This is a genomic window from Pseudoalteromonas aquimarina (assembly GCF_049257255.1).
GTDB lineage: Bacteria > Pseudomonadota > Gammaproteobacteria > Enterobacterales > Alteromonadaceae > Pseudoalteromonas.
Map to the genome: position 1 here is coordinate 388,899 of NZ_JBMMUG010000004.1, position 15,907 is coordinate 404,805.

At 38.1% G+C, this 15,907-nt stretch carries 16 protein-coding genes; 12 read left to right on the forward strand and 4 right to left on the reverse strand.

Translation table 11 applies throughout. The features are described from left to right. The first annotated feature begins 35 nt into the window (after nt 1-35). The 9 genes from hemA (at nt 36) to AAEU29_RS12500 (ending at nt 8,990) form a co-directional block, all read left to right on the forward strand. Complete coding sequence (gene hemA, locus AAEU29_RS12460) at nt 36-1,289, forward strand: glutamyl-tRNA reductase (protein ID WP_421973649.1); 1,254 nt, start codon at nt 36-38, stop codon at nt 1,287-1,289. A gap of 16 nt (nt 1,290-1,305) precedes the next feature. Further along, nucleotides 1,306-2,391: a peptide chain release factor 1 gene (gene prfA / locus AAEU29_RS12465; protein ID WP_421973650.1), complete on the forward strand. Its 1,086-nt coding sequence runs from the start codon at nt 1,306-1,308 to the stop codon at nt 2,389-2,391. Further along, nucleotides 2,384-3,232, forward strand: coding sequence for a peptide chain release factor N(5)-glutamine methyltransferase (prmC, locus tag AAEU29_RS12470; RefSeq protein WP_421973651.1), 849 nt, complete (start codon nt 2,384-2,386; stop codon nt 3,230-3,232). Before prfA ends, prmC begins: the two co-directional genes overlap by 8 nt. Nucleotides 3,233-3,281: 49 nt before the next feature. Then, entirely contained in the window at nt 3,282-4,826 is a 1,545-nt protein-coding gene (locus AAEU29_RS12475) for a DUF3369 domain-containing protein (RefSeq protein WP_421973652.1), read from the forward strand. Nucleotides 4,827-4,831: 5 nt separating this feature from the next. Continuing rightward, complete coding sequence (locus AAEU29_RS12480; protein WP_421973653.1) at nt 4,832-5,206, forward strand: SirB2 family protein; 375 nt, start codon at nt 4,832-4,834, stop codon at nt 5,204-5,206. Between the two features lie 197 nt (nt 5,207-5,403). Then, on the forward strand, nt 5,404-6,198 hold the full coding sequence (locus tag AAEU29_RS12485) for a tetratricopeptide repeat protein (RefSeq protein ID WP_274759949.1): 795 nt from the start codon (nt 5,404-5,406) through the stop codon (nt 6,196-6,198). A 29-nt stretch (nt 6,199-6,227) separates the two neighbouring features. After that, entirely contained in the window at nt 6,228-7,478 is a 1,251-nt protein-coding gene (locus AAEU29_RS12490; protein ID WP_421973654.1) for a DUF819 family protein, read from the forward strand. Nucleotides 7,479-7,498: 20 nt separating this feature from the next. Next, complete coding sequence (gene kdsA / locus AAEU29_RS12495; RefSeq protein WP_421973655.1) at nt 7,499-8,347, forward strand: 3-deoxy-8-phosphooctulonate synthase; 849 nt, start codon at nt 7,499-7,501, stop codon at nt 8,345-8,347. 238 nt (nt 8,348-8,585) lie between these two features. Next, on the forward strand, nt 8,586-8,990 hold the full coding sequence (locus tag AAEU29_RS12500; RefSeq protein ID WP_421973656.1) for a hypothetical protein: 405 nt from the start codon (nt 8,586-8,588) through the stop codon (nt 8,988-8,990). Nucleotides 8,991-9,029: 39 nt separating this feature from the next. Here the strand turns inward: AAEU29_RS12500 and AAEU29_RS12505 are convergent, their stop codons facing one another. From AAEU29_RS12505 to AAEU29_RS12515, 3 genes are all read right to left on the reverse strand, one after another. After that, nucleotides 9,030-10,028, reverse strand: coding sequence for a cytochrome d ubiquinol oxidase subunit II (locus AAEU29_RS12505; protein WP_421973657.1), 999 nt, complete (start codon nt 10,026-10,028; stop codon nt 9,030-9,032). After that, the gene (locus AAEU29_RS12510; RefSeq protein ID WP_421973658.1) at nt 10,021-11,388 is read right to left on the reverse strand and encodes a cytochrome ubiquinol oxidase subunit I; all 1,368 of its coding nucleotides are present in this window, start codon (nt 11,386-11,388) and stop codon (nt 10,021-10,023) included. The genes AAEU29_RS12505 and AAEU29_RS12510 overlap by 8 nt, the downstream gene beginning before the upstream one ends. A 107-nt stretch (nt 11,389-11,495) precedes the next feature. Further along, the gene (locus AAEU29_RS12515) at nt 11,496-12,050 is read right to left on the reverse strand and encodes a GbsR/MarR family transcriptional regulator (protein ID WP_274759955.1); all 555 of its coding nucleotides are present in this window, start codon (nt 12,048-12,050) and stop codon (nt 11,496-11,498) included. Nucleotides 12,051-12,505: 455 nt separating this feature from the next. Between AAEU29_RS12515 and AAEU29_RS12520 the strand changes: the two genes are divergently transcribed. After that, nucleotides 12,506-13,510: a substrate-binding domain-containing protein gene (locus AAEU29_RS12520; protein WP_421973659.1), complete on the forward strand. Its 1,005-nt coding sequence runs from the start codon at nt 12,506-12,508 to the stop codon at nt 13,508-13,510. Nucleotides 13,511-13,536: 26 nt separating this feature from the next. On the opposite strand, the gene AAEU29_RS12525 is transcribed toward AAEU29_RS12520, so the two are convergent. After that, nucleotides 13,537-14,124 carry a LysE family translocator gene (locus tag AAEU29_RS12525; RefSeq protein ID WP_421973660.1) on the reverse strand — a complete coding sequence of 196 codons (588 nt, stop codon included), beginning with the start codon at nt 14,122-14,124 and terminating at the stop codon, nt 13,537-13,539. A 102-nt stretch (nt 14,125-14,226) separates the two neighbouring features. Here AAEU29_RS12525 and AAEU29_RS12530 point away from each other — a divergent pair, with 102 nt between their 5' ends. Both AAEU29_RS12530 and AAEU29_RS12535 read left to right on the forward strand, forming a co-directional pair. Continuing rightward, a complete protein-coding gene (locus AAEU29_RS12530; protein ID WP_421973661.1) occupies nt 14,227-14,664 on the forward strand; it encodes an Lrp/AsnC family transcriptional regulator in 438 nt (145 codons plus the stop codon). Between the two features lie 378 nt (nt 14,665-15,042). After that, nucleotides 15,043-15,900, forward strand: coding sequence for a hypothetical protein (locus AAEU29_RS12535; protein WP_421973662.1), 858 nt, complete (start codon nt 15,043-15,045; stop codon nt 15,898-15,900). Nucleotides 15,901-15,907 lie beyond the last annotated feature (7 nt).

Sequence of the window (15,907 nt, forward strand, 5' to 3'; positions counted from 1 at the left end):
GCTTTAAAACGTGCTAAAAACAAATTGTAGACATAATGACCATAGTTGCTTTAGGCATTAATCATAAAACAGCATCTGTTGAACTCAGAGAACGCGTGGCGTTTTCACCCGAGCAAATCGATGTTGCCCTTTCTCAGCTTTGCCAACAATCTGGTGTAAATGAAGCCGTTGTTGTGTCTACCTGTAATCGTACAGAACTCTATTGTATCCTTGAAAATCAACATCCCCAAGTGCTTATTGAGTGGTTAGCGCAATTTCACAAAATTGGTGAGAATGAACTGGCTGAGCATATTTATCAGCATCAAGACTTTGCGGCTATCCAACATTTAATGCGCGTATCGGTCGGGTTAGATTCATTGGTATTAGGTGAACCACAAATACTTGGTCAGATAAAACAATCCTATGCTAAAGCGAAACAAGCAGGGGTTGTTAATGCATTACTTGAACGCTTATTTCAGAAATGTTTTTCAGTAGCGAAACAGGTGCGTACCGAAACAGATATCGGAGCGAGTGCCGTTTCTGTAGCTTATGCTGCGGTAAATTTAGCAAAACACATCTATGGTAATTTAGAACCAACCAAAGTGCTCTTGATAGGTGCAGGCGAAACAATCGAGCTAGTTGCACGTCATTTATATCAAAATGGCTGTCAGCATATGACGGTTGCCAACCGCACGTTATCCAGAGCGGAAAATTTAGCTGAAGAATTTAACGCTAAAGTTGTGCCTTTAGCACGCGTGCCGGAAAGTTTAATTGAGGCTGATATTGTGATCAGCTCCACAGCAAGTACCTTACCGATTATTGGTAAGGGAATGGTTGAACAAGCTCTTAAAGCGCGTCGATATAAGCCGATGCTGTTAGTAGATATTGCTGTACCGCGCGATATTGAAGCGCAAGTGGCAGAACTTGATGACGCATACCTTTATTCAGTTGATGATTTACAAGAGATTGTTAATCAGAATATGGAATCCCGTGAGCGTGCGGCGGCTGAAGCTGAAGAAATCATAGTAAATAAAGCCAACGAATTTGTCACTTGGCGAAATGCGCTAGATTCCGTCGATATAATCCGCAGTTACCGCGAAAATATTGAACAAATCAAATTAGAGTTAGTACAAAAGGCGCAAGGTCAGTTAAAATCAGGTAAAGATCCAGAGAAAGTATTAAATGAGCTTGCTAACAAATTAGCAAATCGCATTATACATTCACCTACAAAAGCGATTAAGCAAGCGGCAGAAGAAGATGATATTGCCAAGCTTGCACAAATCAAAAAAGTTTTAGATTTAGATAATTAATAGGCGTCAAGCTTAAATGAAAGAATCCGTTTATAGAAAGTTAGAAACGCTGGTTGAGCGTTACGAAGAAGTACAAGCACTGTTAAGTGACCCTGAAGTTATTTCAGACCAAGACCGTTTCCGTTCGTTATCAAAAGAGTACTCAGAACTTGAAGAAGTAACAAAAGCATTTAATGCGTATCGTCAAGCTGAAGAAGATGTTGCAACAGCAGAAGAAATGCTAAAAGACAACGATCCTGATATGCGTGAAATGGCACAAGAAGAATTTAAAGAAGCCAAAGCCAATATTGAAGCGTTAGAAGATGAACTTCAAGTGCTTATGCTACCGAAAGATCCACGCGATAATAACAACGTATTTTTAGAAGTACGTGCAGGTACGGGTGGTGATGAAGCTGCTATTTTCGCGGGTGATTTATTCCGTATGTATAGCCGTTACGCTGAAACACAAAAGTGGAAAGTTGAAATTGTGAGCACGAATGAAGGTGAGCACGGTGGCTTTAAAGAAGTGATTGCCAATATTTCTGGTGATGGTGTTTACGGAAAACTTAAATTTGAATCAGGTGCACACCGTGTTCAACGTGTTCCTGAAACAGAATCTCAGGGGCGTGTTCACACCTCAGCATGTACTGTAGCGGTAATGGCGGAAGTACCTGAAGCTGAAGCAATTGAAATTAACCCGTCAGATTTAAAAATCGATACCTTCCGTGCATCTGGTGCCGGTGGTCAGCACGTAAACAAAACTGACTCGGCAATTCGTATTACTCACTTACCAACAGGCGTGGTTGTTGAATGTCAGGATGAGCGTTCGCAACATAAGAATAAAGCAAAAGCACTCAGTGTACTTGCATCACGCTTACAACAAGCGGAAGATGAAAAACGTATGGCTGCCGAAGCAAGTGAACGACGTAATTTAGTTGGTAGTGGTGACCGTTCAGAGCGTATTCGTACTTATAACTATCCGCAAGGTCGTGTAACAGATCACCGCATTAATTTAACACTTTATAAGTTAAATGAAATTGTTGAAGGTGATTTAGGCTCAATTGTCGATCCGCTTGTGCTAGAACACCAAGCAGATCTACTTGCAGCGATGGGCGATGAATAATTATTCACTTGAACAAGCACTTGCGTTTGGCGCAAGTGCTTTAATTACGACCTCTGAATCCCCTAAATTAGACGCTGAAGTACTGCTTCTCGCGACAATCAATCAATCACGTACCTACCTTTTTACATGGCCTGAAAAAGAACTTACAGATGATCAGCAGTCACACTTTTTTACTGCGATTGAAAAACGTAAGTTGGGCGAACCTGTGGCGCATATTACACAGTACCGTGAATTTTGGAGCCTAAATTTTAAAGTAAGTCCCGCGACATTAATTCCGCGTCCAGATACCGAAACGCTCGTTGAACTTGCATTAACCAAAGCCTCAGAAAACACAGGTAAATTACTTGATTTAGGCACGGGTACGGGTGCGATTGCGTTATCGCTTGCCAGTGAACTACCGCAATGGCAAGTAACTGCGGTTGATTTTAAACCGGAAGCAGTTGAACTCGCTAAGCAAAACAAACAATCACTCAAAATTGAAAATGCTGAAATTTTACAAAGTGATTGGTTTAGTGCGTTGAGTGATTCACAGTACGATATTATTGTCTCAAACCCACCTTATATCGACCCTCAAGATCCTCACTTACAACAAGGTGATGTTCGTTTTGAACCGCTTTCGGCATTGGTTGCTCAAAAGCAGGGCATGGCGGATATTGAGCATATAATAAAAACAAGTCGTAAATATTTGAAAGCAAAAGGCTGGTTATTGATTGAGCATGGCTACGATCAAGGCCAGTTAGTACGTGATTTTTTTGCAAAAATGGCATATAAAGTTATAACAACAGAGAAAGATTTAGGCGGCAATGACCGTGTAACCTTAGCCAAATGGGACCCAGATTAGTTATTTAATTCGGTGCGTTAGCTAAGCAGTCATAAGGGGTATGGATAAGATGGCAAGTGATTTTTTATTTTCGGAAGAATCAGAGCAAACACCTGAGCAAGAAAATAATTGCGGTACTTGGAAAGTATTAATAGTTGATGATGAACCCGAAGTTCATGCCGTAACAAAACTTGCACTGAGTGACTTTTCTTTCCAAGGAAAGCGTTTAGAATTTATTAGTGCGTTTTCAGGTAAAGAAGCTGAGCAAATGATTCTAGCGCACCCTGATGCCGCGATTGTATTACTCGATGTTGTAATGGAAACGGACGATGCAGGGCTTAAAGTCGCGCAATATATACGTGAAGAAGCTAAAAATAATCATGTACGTATTATTCTTCGTACCGGTCAACCAGGTCAGGCACCTGAACGCCATGTAATTGTTAATTACGATATTAATGATTACAAATCTAAGACGGAACTTACCGCACAAAAACTGTTTACAGTTGTGATGTCGAGTTTGCGTTCTTATCGCGATATTTTATCTATTGAACAATCAAGGCAAGGGCTTGAGAAAATTATTACGGCATCTCGTGATATTTTTTCTGCTCATTCAATGGACACGTTTATCCACGGTGTAATGCAACAGCTGACCTCTATTCTTGGATCTGTTGATGAAGCTATGTATGCCACATCACTTGTTGCCAGTAATCCCAATGAAAAAGAGCAAGAGCTGATAGTCTTTGCAGGACAGGGCGAATTTGAACAAAGTGAAGGTAAGCCTGTTAATAGCGTGCTTTCAGAAAAGCAATTAGAAGCATGTAAAGAGGCGCTTCAAAATAAAAGTATTGTTTATAAAGAAGATTACTTATTTGCGTATTGCTCTAGCCGTTTTAACCACAACTCAATGCTGTATGTGTCTGGGATCCCAAAAAGTTTGACTCAGACACATAAAGATCTTATTGAAATCTTTTCACAAAATGTACAAATTGCTTATGAAAATGTGCAATTACAGTCTGAAATTGAAGATACACAACGTGAAATCGTTTACCGCTTGAGTGAAGCTGTTGAGCAACGTTCTTCTGAAACAGGCAATCATGTTAAACGTGTTTCGTTAATCAGTTATGAACTAGCAAAAGGCTATGGGCTTACCGATAAAGAAGCTGAAATTTTGCGATATGCTGCACCACTTCACGATGTGGGTAAAGTGGGTATTCCAGATACCATTTTACATAAGCCTGGCGCGTTAAATGATGAAGAATGGAAAGTGATGCAAACTCATGCCATGAAAGGCCATGATATTTTATCCGGCTCACGTCGTGACATTATTCAAGCTGGTGCTATTTTGGCACGTGATCATCATGAAAAGTGGGATGGTACTGGCTACCCGCGCGGCATTAAAGAAGATGAAATTCATGTTTATGGCCGCATTGTTGCGTTAGCAGATGTTTATGATGCATTAAGACATAAGCGTTGCTACAAAGAAGCGTGGACGTTAGATCAAGTTATTCAAGAATTAACAGAGCAAAGAGGAAAGCATTTTGAACCTAAATTGGTTGATGTTTTACTCAATAATATCAATACATTCGAACAAATTTTAAATAATTATCCAGAGTAGTAAAAATGGAATATACAGCGTTAAAACATACCCATATGTTATTGGCATTAATCAGTATTGTGCTTTTTTATACCCGTGCTTTTGCGAGAATAAAGCAGCTGCAATTAGCTAAAAACAAATTACTTTTCATTGGTAGTCACAGTGTTGATACATTGTTGCTGGTTTCAGCTGTTGCACTTGCAATGACCTTAGGCTTAAGTCCTCATAATCAACCTTGGTTACTCGAAAAGATTATTTTAGTTGTTGCTTATATTGCAGTGGGTATTTTGATGGCTAGGCAAAAACACATAAAAGGCCAGCTTTCTTTATTGTTACTTGCAACAACGGTTATTTTTGCCATTTTCTATCTAGCAAGGTTTAAAACACCATTTCTTTTTTAAAGGCTGATTTTTCAGCCTTTTCTTTTATCTTTTAAACAATTCTATTTTCACAAAGTTAAAAAGCGTTAAAGTCTTTTTGAGCTAAAGCATAAAGTTAGTCTCTATTCTTTATCTATTCTGCTGTGAACGTTGGTATTCATAGTAAAACACGATAAACTGGCAGTAATTTTTAGTAACTATGAGACCGAAGGGTATTGATGTTTGATATCTCTGAGGAAGAATACACAGCAGCAGTCGAAGCGCCAGTATTTACGTGTTTAAATCATGAATCATCATGGCTAAATAAATTCGATCATCTTGCATGTAAAGATAAACTTTCTGAACTTGTCTTAATGGCGGTTAAAACACAAAAATCCGAAAACACAATCGAGCAGAATCTAAATTCATTGTTAGATAGTTTTTATAGTGATTGGGCTTTTAGTGGTACCAGCCAAAAAGTACCGATGAGTTTATTAAACAGCGTTGCTTACACCTTACATTATCGCACTGGGAGTACAATTTCTCTTGGTATGATCTTAACGTATGTAATGGAACAACTCGGGTTTGATGTGGAAATGCTGGTCTTTGAAAATGATATCCAGGTATTACTCGAAGTAAGCCAAGGCGAAGGCTATTTAATTGACCCATGTTCTGGCTCCCAGCGTTGGTATATCAAACCTGAAAATGATGAAGACAATAGCCTTGAAAATGCATTTCAGCAATTATTTGAAGAAGACGTTGAGAAATTATTTTTAGCACATCAAAAATGGGCTTTTATAAGCGAAAAGCGCTACGGCGAAGCATTTAAATGTGTTGAAAAGTTAATGGTCTTAACGGGTGGTGATCCGTATGAGCTTCGCGACCGTGGCTATTTATTACAGAATCTAAACTGTGACGAATTAGCTAAAAAAGACTTTGAAAAGTTTATTGAAGAATGCCCTGATGATCCATCAATTGAGCTATTACAAAGCCAAATTGAGGAAATGGATAAGCATCTTCGCACCATTCATTAATCAAAAACAAAAATACAGGAAGCAAACTAATGGACTCTCACTCGGTTATGTTCACAAACGACGCAGTCGTTATGGGCATGTTGGCCATTATTTTAGGATTTGTTTTTTATACATCTAATCTTAAAAGTGGTTTTTGGGCAAAATTTTATAAATATGTACCAGCGCTTTTGATGTGCTATTTCTTACCGTCATTATTAAATACATTCGGCATAGTGGATGGTGAAGGGAACAAAGTATATACGGTTGCTAAATATTATCTGTTACCTGCGTGTTTAGTGTTATTAACATTAAGTATTGATTTAAAAGCGGTTGCAGCGCTCGGTCCTAAAGCAATTATCATGTTTTTAACAGGTACGGTAGGGGTTGTAATCGGTGGTCCAATTGCGCTTTTAGTGGCAGCGACCTTTATGCCAGAATTGTTAGGCGTAGATGGTGCAGGCGAATTATGGCGTGGTATGGCGGCACTTGCTGGCAGTTGGATTGGCGGTGGCGCTAATATGGTTGCGATGAAAGAAATTTACCAAGCCAATGGTGATATCTTCACAATTATGGTGACAGTAGACATTGTTGTAGCCAATATTTGGATGGCAGGCCTGTTATATCTTGCGGCGCGCCACAAAGAAATTGATAAGCATACCGGTGCAGATACCAGTTCTATTGATAAACTAATTGATACAGTAACCCATTTTGAGAAGCAAAATTCACGTAAACCAGAGCTGCGAGATTTAATGCTATTAGTCGCGTTTGGTTTTGGTGCAACAGGTTTTGCGCATCTAATTGCAGACACTGCAGTGCCTTTTTTCCAAGCGAATTATCCTGAACTCGAAAAGTTTTCACTGCATTCAAAATTATTCTGGATCATCTTTGTTGTAACAACAATAGGACTTAGTTTGTCATTTACCAAAGCACGTCAATTTGAAGCCGTAGGTGCATCTAAAGTGGGCGGTGCATTTTTATATATTCTTGTTGCCACTATTGGTCTTCATATGGATATTGGTAAAGTTTTTGAAGCACCTAAATACGTGATTATTGGTTTAATCTGGATGGCTGTGCATGTCATTTTATTATTTGTTGTTGCTAAGCTAATTAAAGCGCCTGTTTTTTATGTTGCAGTAGGCAGTAAAGCAAATATTGGTGGTGCAGCGTCAGCACCCGTTGTGGCTTCTGCGTTTCATCCGGCATTAGCACCTGTTGGGGTACTCTTAGCTGTGTTAGGTTACGCTTTAGGTACTTATGCGGCTTGGTTCTGTGGACAGGTCTTACAACTCGTTGGAAGTTAATAATTCAGTTAGGAATTTGAATGAATACACAAATTATCAAAGTAGGTAACTGCGACGTTGCCAACGACAAGCCATTTGTTTTATTTGGCGGTATGAACGTGCTTGAATCACGTGACTTGGCAATGCAAATTGCTGAGCATTATGTAGAAGTAACATCAAAGCTTAATATTCCATATGTGTTTAAAGCGTCATTTGATAAAGCGAATCGCTCATCAATTAATTCATATCGTGGCCCTGGTTTAGATGAGGGTCTTAAAATATTTGAAGAAATTAAGAACACTTTTAATGTACCGGTGATTACAGATGTACATGAACCATATCAAGCAGCACCTGTTGCTGAAGTTGTTGATGTGATCCAATTGCCTGCATTTTTGGCTCGTCAAACAGATCTTGTTGTTGCAATGGCTAAAACAGGTGCAGTGATAAATGTTAAAAAACCACAGTTTTTAGCACCTCACGAAATGCGTCATATTATTAAAAAAATTAATGAAGCAGGTAACGACCAAGTTATTTTATGTGAGCGTGGTTCGAGCTTTGGCTACAATAACCTCGTTGTTGATATGCTGGGAATGGATGATATGAAGCATCAAGCGCCCGTTATTTTTGACGCAACTCACGCATTACAACGCCCAGGTGGACGTGCCGATTCAGCAGATGGCCGTCGTGCACAAGCAGCAGAACTGGCAAGAAGCGGAATGGCATTAGGTTTAGCAGGTTTATTTATCGAAGCTCACCCTGATCCTAATAGTGCAAAATGTGATGGTCCGTGCGCACTGCCGCTTGCAAAGCTTGAAGGGTATTTAAGTCAAATGAAAGCGGTAGATGAGCTTGTGAAAAGCTTTGAGCCATTAGATACTTCTGCAAGTTAATAACTTAAAAAAACACCGGCAAACGCCGGTGTTTTTTTGTAATTAAAAATTCATACTAGCTGTTTACTAACTTCAAAGTTTTAAAAAAAGGCAATCTCAAACAACGCAGGTTCAGCTTTTATAGCGTTTAAATTCCTTCGATTAGAATTTTCACTCGAACTCTTTATTAGAAATGCTTGAACCAAAATTTCCAATAAAGTAGAGTATTTACGTCTTATTTTTATATGGAAATTGAAAAATGTTAAGATCAATCACACTTTCACTCGTTGCACTTTCTTCACTTACTCTTGCAGGTTGTGGCTCTACACCACCGATTCAAGCACAAGAAAAAACCATAGCATACAAAGGAAAAACGTATGTTTTTGGTGGTCAGTACGACACAAAACGTAATGAAGTACAGCTCACTGTGAATGGTGATCCAGTAATGAAGGGGCGTTTTCCGCCGTACACACCAACACTTAACTTAGATACAAATTACCAAGATGTGAATGTTTCAAGCTATTGTTACTTTAGTTCGGTATTGAATAATCAAGGTGGCGTTTTTGGTGCGGTGGCTGGTGCAATTCAGTCATCTAACTCTAAATCTGGCGATAAATGTGAAGTTAAAATTGCTGGTGAAATTGTAGAAAGCCTTTATTTCTAATTAAAAGAAAGTGTAGCCAATGGCTACACTTTTTTAATGTTAATAGTAACGTAACTCGTCAACTTTGCCCCAAAACACCCTGTAAGAAAACGCCGTATACGCTAAAATTGTTGGCACAACAATTAATGCTCCCCACAGTAAAAAGTTTAGCGATTCTGGCGCTGCAACAGCTTGCCAAATAGTTAACTGCCCTGGAACGATTTCAGGGAAGAAGCTAAATGCTAAGCCAAAGAATGACAGTGAAAATATCAGTAAGGCAAAAATAAAAGGTAGGCTCGCTCCAATATTAGGCTTGCACTCTAAACGCTTTAATACAAACCAACATAAAACAAAAAAGCTCGTACAAATAAGCGGGATTGGAATTAAAATCAACGCATATGGGAAGGTAAACCACTTTAAATATATTTCAGGTGAGATAAAGAGATTCACTAATGACACCGCAAAAATACCCAGAAAAGTGATAATAACGGTAGATTTACATACAGATATTGCCTTTTTCTGCAGCGCACCTTCAGTTTTCATTACAAGCCATGCACTACCAATAAATGCATACGCTGCGGTTACACCAATAGCACTTAAGACTGCAAAACCATGGGCTTCAAAACTATTATTAAACCCCATTACATATAAACCAAGCATATAACCTTGAGCAAGTGACGCAAGAAGTGAACCTAATTTGAACACGGTATCCCAACTTCGTTTATGGGCTACAATGGCTTTAGCTCTAAAATCAAATGCAACACCTCGCATAATTAACCCAATTAACATGAAAGTGCAGGGAATATAAAGTGTTTGCAATACAATGCTGTGCGCAGTGGGAAAAGCAATTAATAGTAAGCCAATTGCAAGCACCAGCCAGGTTTCATTGGCATCCCAAAAAGGGCCAATTGAGGCAATCATGGTATCAGCATCTGTATCATTATCTAGAGGCAATAAAATACCGACACCCAAATCATAACCATCTAAAACAGCATACATTAAGGTCGCTAAGCCCATCAGGGATACAAAAATCACCGCAAGTGTATTTTGATCAAACATATACATTCTCTCCATTTTGTGAAATTGTTTTGATAGGTTGTTCTGCCATATCAAACTCTTCAATTTCTACTGCACGGCGTGCCATTAAAAACACAGTGTGAAGGTAAGCGACTAGTAAGACGCCATAAACACTTAGATACATTGCTAAGCTAAAGCCAACATTTGCTGGGGCAATTTGAGTTGCAGCGTCCGATACTTTTAATACACCACTAACAAGATAAGGTTGTCTGCCAATTTCCGTTACATACCAACCTGCAAGGGTTGCAAGCCAGCCTGAAAAGGTAAGTAATACAAAGCTACGCATCAACCAATTTGGCAATTTATTTCGCTTTTTAAGCTGATAAACACCAAACCAAGAGGCGGCAATCATCAATAAACCAAGGCCAACCATAATTCTAAAACCGAAAAAGACAGGTTTTACAGGAGGGTGCTCGCCAATAAATTCATTAAGCCCTTTAATTTCACCTTCCCAGTCATGGGTAAGAATAAAACTGGCCATGTTTGGAATACCTATCTCGAAGTGATTAGTACGGCTTTCTTCATCAGGGATGGCAAATAGCAATAATGGAGCGCCTTTTTCGCTATGCCAAACGCCTTCCATTGCAGCAATTTTTTGCGGCTGATACTTGAGCGTATTTAAACCATGCAAATCACCTACAAATGCTTGAAGCGGAGAAAGCACTGCTGCAACAATTAATGCGACTTTTAGTGTTAGTTTTGGGGCTTGTTTGTCATCACCTTTTAATAATCGATAACAACTAATACCAATAATTAAAAAACTTGCAGTTAAGCCTGATGCAAGCAGCATATGAGCTAAACGGTATGGAAAACTCGGGTTAAAAATTATCGCAAACCAATCTGTTGGATAAGCAACCCCATCTCGCATCTCAAAGCCTGTAGGTGTTTGCATCCATGAATTTAGGCTTAAAATCCAAAAAGCTGATAGCGTAGTACCAAGAGCAACAATAAAGCATGCAAGGGTATGGACTTTCGGTGGCACGCGTTTAATACCAAACAGCATAATGCCTAAAAATGTTGCTTCTAAGAAAAATGCAGTGAGCACTTCATAACCGAGAAGAGGGCCTGCAATATTACCGACCTTTTCCATAAAACCTGGCCAATTTGTGCCAAATTGAAAAGACATCGTAATCCCACTAACCACTCCTAAAGCAAAGGATAAAGCGAAAATTTTCACCCAAAAACGATATGCACGCATCCAAACAGGATTACCTGTCATATCAAATCTGACTTTAAAAAATACTAAAAACCAACATAAAGCGATGGTAATAGTGGGAAATAAAATATGAAAACTAATGTTGGCCGCAAACTGTATGCGTGAAAGCATTAATGTATCCAACATAAACAACCCCCAAAAATGAGGCTATCAATACTTATTCCTTTAAAAAATGTATTGAATAGCACGACGACAAAAAACACCTTATTTGGTGCACAAAAAAAGCGGTATGGTTATTTACCATTACCGCTTTTTAAAACCTTATCTTTAAATTCGAGTACTTTAACCACACCAGAGCCAAGCTTCATTAATGTGGTTAACTTCTCAGGGCTCATACTTTGTAACTCACTTGCCCAGACTGTTATTGTTTCAAGTAAATCATGGATTTCAGCCATTTTATCTTGTGCATATGCTTCTTCGGCATTTGCAGGCTCGTCGATAATAGAAGCGCGCAAGAGAGATAGGGTTGGGTCCATCTCTCTTTTTCTGCGCTCTTCGAAAACTCGATTTGCTAACTCCCAAATATCACCAGCAGGTGCGTAATAGTCTTTTCTATCACCTGGTTTATGAATAACAGATACTAAACGCCATGACTGCAGCTCTTTAATTGCCATACTGACATTACCGCGAGAGATATTAAGTGTCTCTGACAAATCAACGGCACTAAGGGGCTGTTCACTCATGAGTAATAATCCCATGATTTGCCCAATTGTACGGTTAAATCCCCAACGACTGCCCATTTCACCGCAGTGCATTACAAAACTTTCGATTTTTGGTGTTAACAACATTCTAAACTTTCAATAATTTCTGAAACTTTAAAATTATAGTAATTGTATACTTGATGTAGATCAATCTTTTTATTCAGTTAATAGAAATTAAATTGAAGGGCTTTTAGTTTTATTACTGATTTAGGTGAATTCATGATGAATTGAATTGGCTAAAACGGAAGCAAAAATAAGGTGATTAATACAAGTGTCATTAATATGGGTTAAATTTAATTTGGCAGTACAAATGTCTTTATTGAGCTTTTATAAATTAAAACGGTTGTTATGCTTTTGGTGTTCATCGCAATTTTAAGTGTGCATTGATGGATTTAACATTATAAATGACACTGAAAACTTCCTTTTTTAGACTGTAAATTAGACAGTTATAAATATTAATTAAAAAAGGCGTAAAAATATTGTTTAATAATTGGTAATAATACTTCTATACTCCTTATGAAATTTATTGATGTGCAGTATCCATGTGGAATAAAACAAGCTATTTAACCTTTATCACTTCTTTTTTATTTAATGCATTATTACTTTTATTAAGCTCTACAACTTATGCTAATTACACAATTGGTGTGATTGGCAAAACTAAAAATGATAGTTTTTACATTCAGTCGTTTAAAGGGTGTGAAGCTGTAGCCAAAAGCGTACCTGATTTAAGATGCATTTATGATGGTGCTGACGATTTTCAAGATATTCGTGGTCAAGTATTAAAAGTAAATCGTCTGATTGATAATGGCGTTAATGCATTACTCATATCAACCACCGATTCTGAGTTTTTGGTGAATGGTGCATTAAAAAGAGCCTATGATAGAAATATTCCTGTAATTACGTTTGATTCAGACTTACTTCCGCAACATCATGATTATCGCATGGCTTATGTTGGTACAAATAACTTTGATTTTGGCGTTGCGCTAGGTCAATACATCAAAGATCATGTCAAAAATAAAAATACGGTTTGTATGCAATCGGGTCATCCATCCACACCTAACTTAAACGAGCGTATAAAAGGTGTTCGTCATGCGCTAAGTGGGCAGAGTATTCAACCTTTGAAAGGGCAGCAAGGCTGGTATGAACACGAGCTATGCCCACTTTATAGTTTAGGTAAACGCGGTCTGGCATTAAGTCAAATGGTAGGCAAACTTAAATTAGAACCTTCACCAATTTTTGTGGCAGTTGCAGGCTTTGCACAATTTAACCCGCGTTATATTGAACAAATGGCACTTTTTAAAAATAAGATCAAAAAAGATCAAGTTGTTATAGTGTCAGCGGATACAGAAGCGATACAACTAAAAGCACTTGAAAAAGGCCTATCGACGGTAAATATTGGTCAAAAACCGTTTGATATGGGTAAAAAAGGGGCTGAATACCTCTATCAGTTTTTACAAAGCAAAGAAAAACCCAAACAAGAATTTACTTATTTAGGCTTTCATTATTGTGATAAAAACAATGCACAAACGTGTACAGTAAATTACTAATGCACTGATGTATTAATGTGCTGGATTTACAGCATTGGCACTATTGAACACACTAAAAGCGCGGCCATAAGCCAATTAAATAACTTAACTTTTATTGGCGATTCAATAAATCGCTTCATTTGTTTACCTAATACCAACCAGCAGAAAATGGCCGGAAAATTCACAAGTAGAAATACAAGAGTTACAAATAAAACAGCACTTAGGGTTTGTTCGCTTGCGTAGATGGCATTCACACTTATTGCCATTGTCCATGCTTTTGGGTTAACCCATTGAAAAATTACAGCCTGTAAAAAAGTTAATGGTTTTGGGTTTGCACAATCGTGCTTAACAACATGGTTGTTAGCAATTTGATAAGCCAAATAACTTAGGTAGATAATACTTACCCATTTTAATATTTCATAACTTATTGGAAAAAGGTTAAACAGTTTTCCAATACCAATACCGACAAGTAAGACCATCATGGCAAAGCCAAACGTCACACCAAATAGATGATTCAGTGATCGCCTGAGACCAAAATTTAATCCTGAACTAAGCAACATTAAATTATTAGGGCCAGGTGTAATGGAAGAGACGAAGCAAAACGTGACGAGGGCAATGAGTATTTCTGTATTCATAGATTATTCTCCAGTTGATTGAACAAAAGAATAATTTACTTTTAACGCAATTTGGCATCTTATATTGTTATCTATAAATTATTTGAACAATTTTAATTAGCCATGGATAAATATAACGAACAAATATTGTTTGAATTATCTCGCAATAGCAATATTTCAAACATAGAACTCGCTGAGCGGATCGGATTATCACCCTCGGCCTGCCTAAGGCGTGTTCAGGATTTAGAACGCAAAAAGGTGATAACAGGCTACAAAGCAACGATTGATACTGAGCAGTTAGGTATAGGGTTTAAAGCATTTGTGACCGTAGGATTATCAGTGCATACAAAAGCTGCACAAACACAATTTGAGCAAGCAATTACATTATCAAAAGAAGTACTTGAATGTCATAACGTTACCGGTGCTTTTGAATATATTTTGCGAGTAGAAACTGCAGATTTAAAAAGTTATAAGCAATTTCATACCAATGTATTGGGTGATATTGAACAAGTGGCGACAATTACAACGCATGTTGTAATGGCTTCGGTAAAGGATTCTTGAGTAGCGAGCCATAGTGCTAGCAATGTATTTACAGCTCTACAAAGAAAATAAACTGGTTTCTGGTTAGCCTAATACTGTTTCTAGGTAATTGGTTGTTAGTAAGGTTCATTTTGAGAACAGTTTTACTTAGCCACTTAACAAATAATGTAAAAGTCTTTAAATATCTGAATTTTGATTAGTTAATACAATTTAAGGCAATAGCTATATTATTTAGTTATGTAAAGCATTCTGTTTTGACATAAATCTGTAATAACAAAAGTGCCATTCATACCGATTGTTAATAAAGTGTAAAAAAATATTGTAAATGTACCCAAATTGGTTATTTTGTGATCGGAGGTCACTCCTCCGATCACAAAACAATAATTAGGAACTCACAGTATGAAAATAATTAAAATAATAGCTTATGCGGTGATGTTGTACGCAAGCAATAGCTTATTTGCTAATCAAGGACTCGCCTTTATTCATGGCACTGGAAATCAAACGGATGCTTACAATGATTACTGGACAGGCGACTTTGTAAACTCCGTCAAACAAGGCCTTTCTAACACCAATAATGTTACAGTGATAAATTGTGACTTTGATCAGTACATGTGGGATGCGCGTGCATCCGGATGTTTAGCTGAACAATTAACTGCATTTATCGACAGTAAAAATATTACCTCGCTTACCCTTATTACCCATTCAAATGGTGGCAATGTAGTACGCTGGATTTTATCAAACCCTACTTGGGATAGCCGTTTTGTAAAAATCATTAATACTGTTTCCAAAACAATTGCTTTGGCACCTTCGTCAGGCGGCACGCCTTTGGCTGATGCGGTAACTACGGGTAATTCATTTGAAACAACACTTGGCTGGATTTTAGGCTATTCAAGTGATGCGGTTAAACAGCAGCAAGTTGGCTGGATGGCACACTACAATCAAAACTGGTTGAATGGCACACCAAATAGGCCTGCGCTTAGCTCGCAATTTGAAGTAGTGGTTGGTAGTGATGTGGATTCGGCGATTTGGGACGGTGATAGTTATTGTGGTGGTTATCAATATCAAGTTGCTTTGGAAGTAACCCAAAACTGGTTGGATAATTGCTCAGATGGTTTCCTTGAATGCAGTTCACAATCTCTTGCTGGGAGCGTGTGGTTTAAAGACAAAAACCGCACAAGAGGCAGTGAGCCATTAAGTCACCATCAAAGCCGTCGTAAATGTTTCAACCTTGATGGTCTTTTACGTAACCGCATTTAAGGAATAA

What these genes read in the sequence shown, in the direction of transcription:
- hemA (WP_421973649.1), top strand. Translation starts at nt 36, where the DNA reads ATGACCATAGTTGCTTTAGGCATTAATCATAAAACAGCATCTGTTGAA.
- prfA (WP_421973650.1), top strand. Translation starts at nt 1,306, where the DNA reads ATGAAAGAATCCGTTTATAGAAAGTTAGAAACGCTGGTTGAGCGTTAC.
- prmC (WP_421973651.1), top strand. Translation starts at nt 2,384, where the DNA reads ATGAATAATTATTCACTTGAACAAGCACTTGCGTTTGGCGCAAGTGCT.
- AAEU29_RS12475 (WP_421973652.1), top strand. Translation starts at nt 3,282, where the DNA reads ATGGCAAGTGATTTTTTATTTTCGGAAGAATCAGAGCAAACACCTGAG.
- AAEU29_RS12480 (WP_421973653.1), top strand. Translation starts at nt 4,832, where the DNA reads ATGGAATATACAGCGTTAAAACATACCCATATGTTATTGGCATTAATC.
- AAEU29_RS12485 (WP_274759949.1), top strand. Translation starts at nt 5,404, where the DNA reads ATGTTTGATATCTCTGAGGAAGAATACACAGCAGCAGTCGAAGCGCCA.
- AAEU29_RS12490 (WP_421973654.1), top strand. Translation starts at nt 6,228, where the DNA reads ATGGACTCTCACTCGGTTATGTTCACAAACGACGCAGTCGTTATGGGC.
- kdsA (WP_421973655.1), top strand. Translation starts at nt 7,499, where the DNA reads ATGAATACACAAATTATCAAAGTAGGTAACTGCGACGTTGCCAACGAC.
- AAEU29_RS12500 (WP_421973656.1), top strand. Translation starts at nt 8,586, where the DNA reads ATGTTAAGATCAATCACACTTTCACTCGTTGCACTTTCTTCACTTACT.
- AAEU29_RS12505 (WP_421973657.1), bottom strand. Translation starts at nt 10,028, where the DNA reads ATGTTTGATCAAAATACACTTGCGGTGATTTTTGTATCCCTGATGGGC.
- AAEU29_RS12510 (WP_421973658.1), bottom strand. Translation starts at nt 11,388, where the DNA reads ATGTTGGATACATTAATGCTTTCACGCATACAGTTTGCGGCCAACATT.
- AAEU29_RS12515 (WP_274759955.1), bottom strand. Translation starts at nt 12,050, where the DNA reads ATGTTGTTAACACCAAAAATCGAAAGTTTTGTAATGCACTGCGGTGAA.
- AAEU29_RS12520 (WP_421973659.1), top strand. Translation starts at nt 12,506, where the DNA reads ATGTGGAATAAAACAAGCTATTTAACCTTTATCACTTCTTTTTTATTT.
- AAEU29_RS12525 (WP_421973660.1), bottom strand. Translation starts at nt 14,124, where the DNA reads ATGAATACAGAAATACTCATTGCCCTCGTCACGTTTTGCTTCGTCTCT.
- AAEU29_RS12530 (WP_421973661.1), top strand. Translation starts at nt 14,227, where the DNA reads ATGGATAAATATAACGAACAAATATTGTTTGAATTATCTCGCAATAGC.
- AAEU29_RS12535 (WP_421973662.1), top strand. Translation starts at nt 15,043, where the DNA reads ATGAAAATAATTAAAATAATAGCTTATGCGGTGATGTTGTACGCAAGC.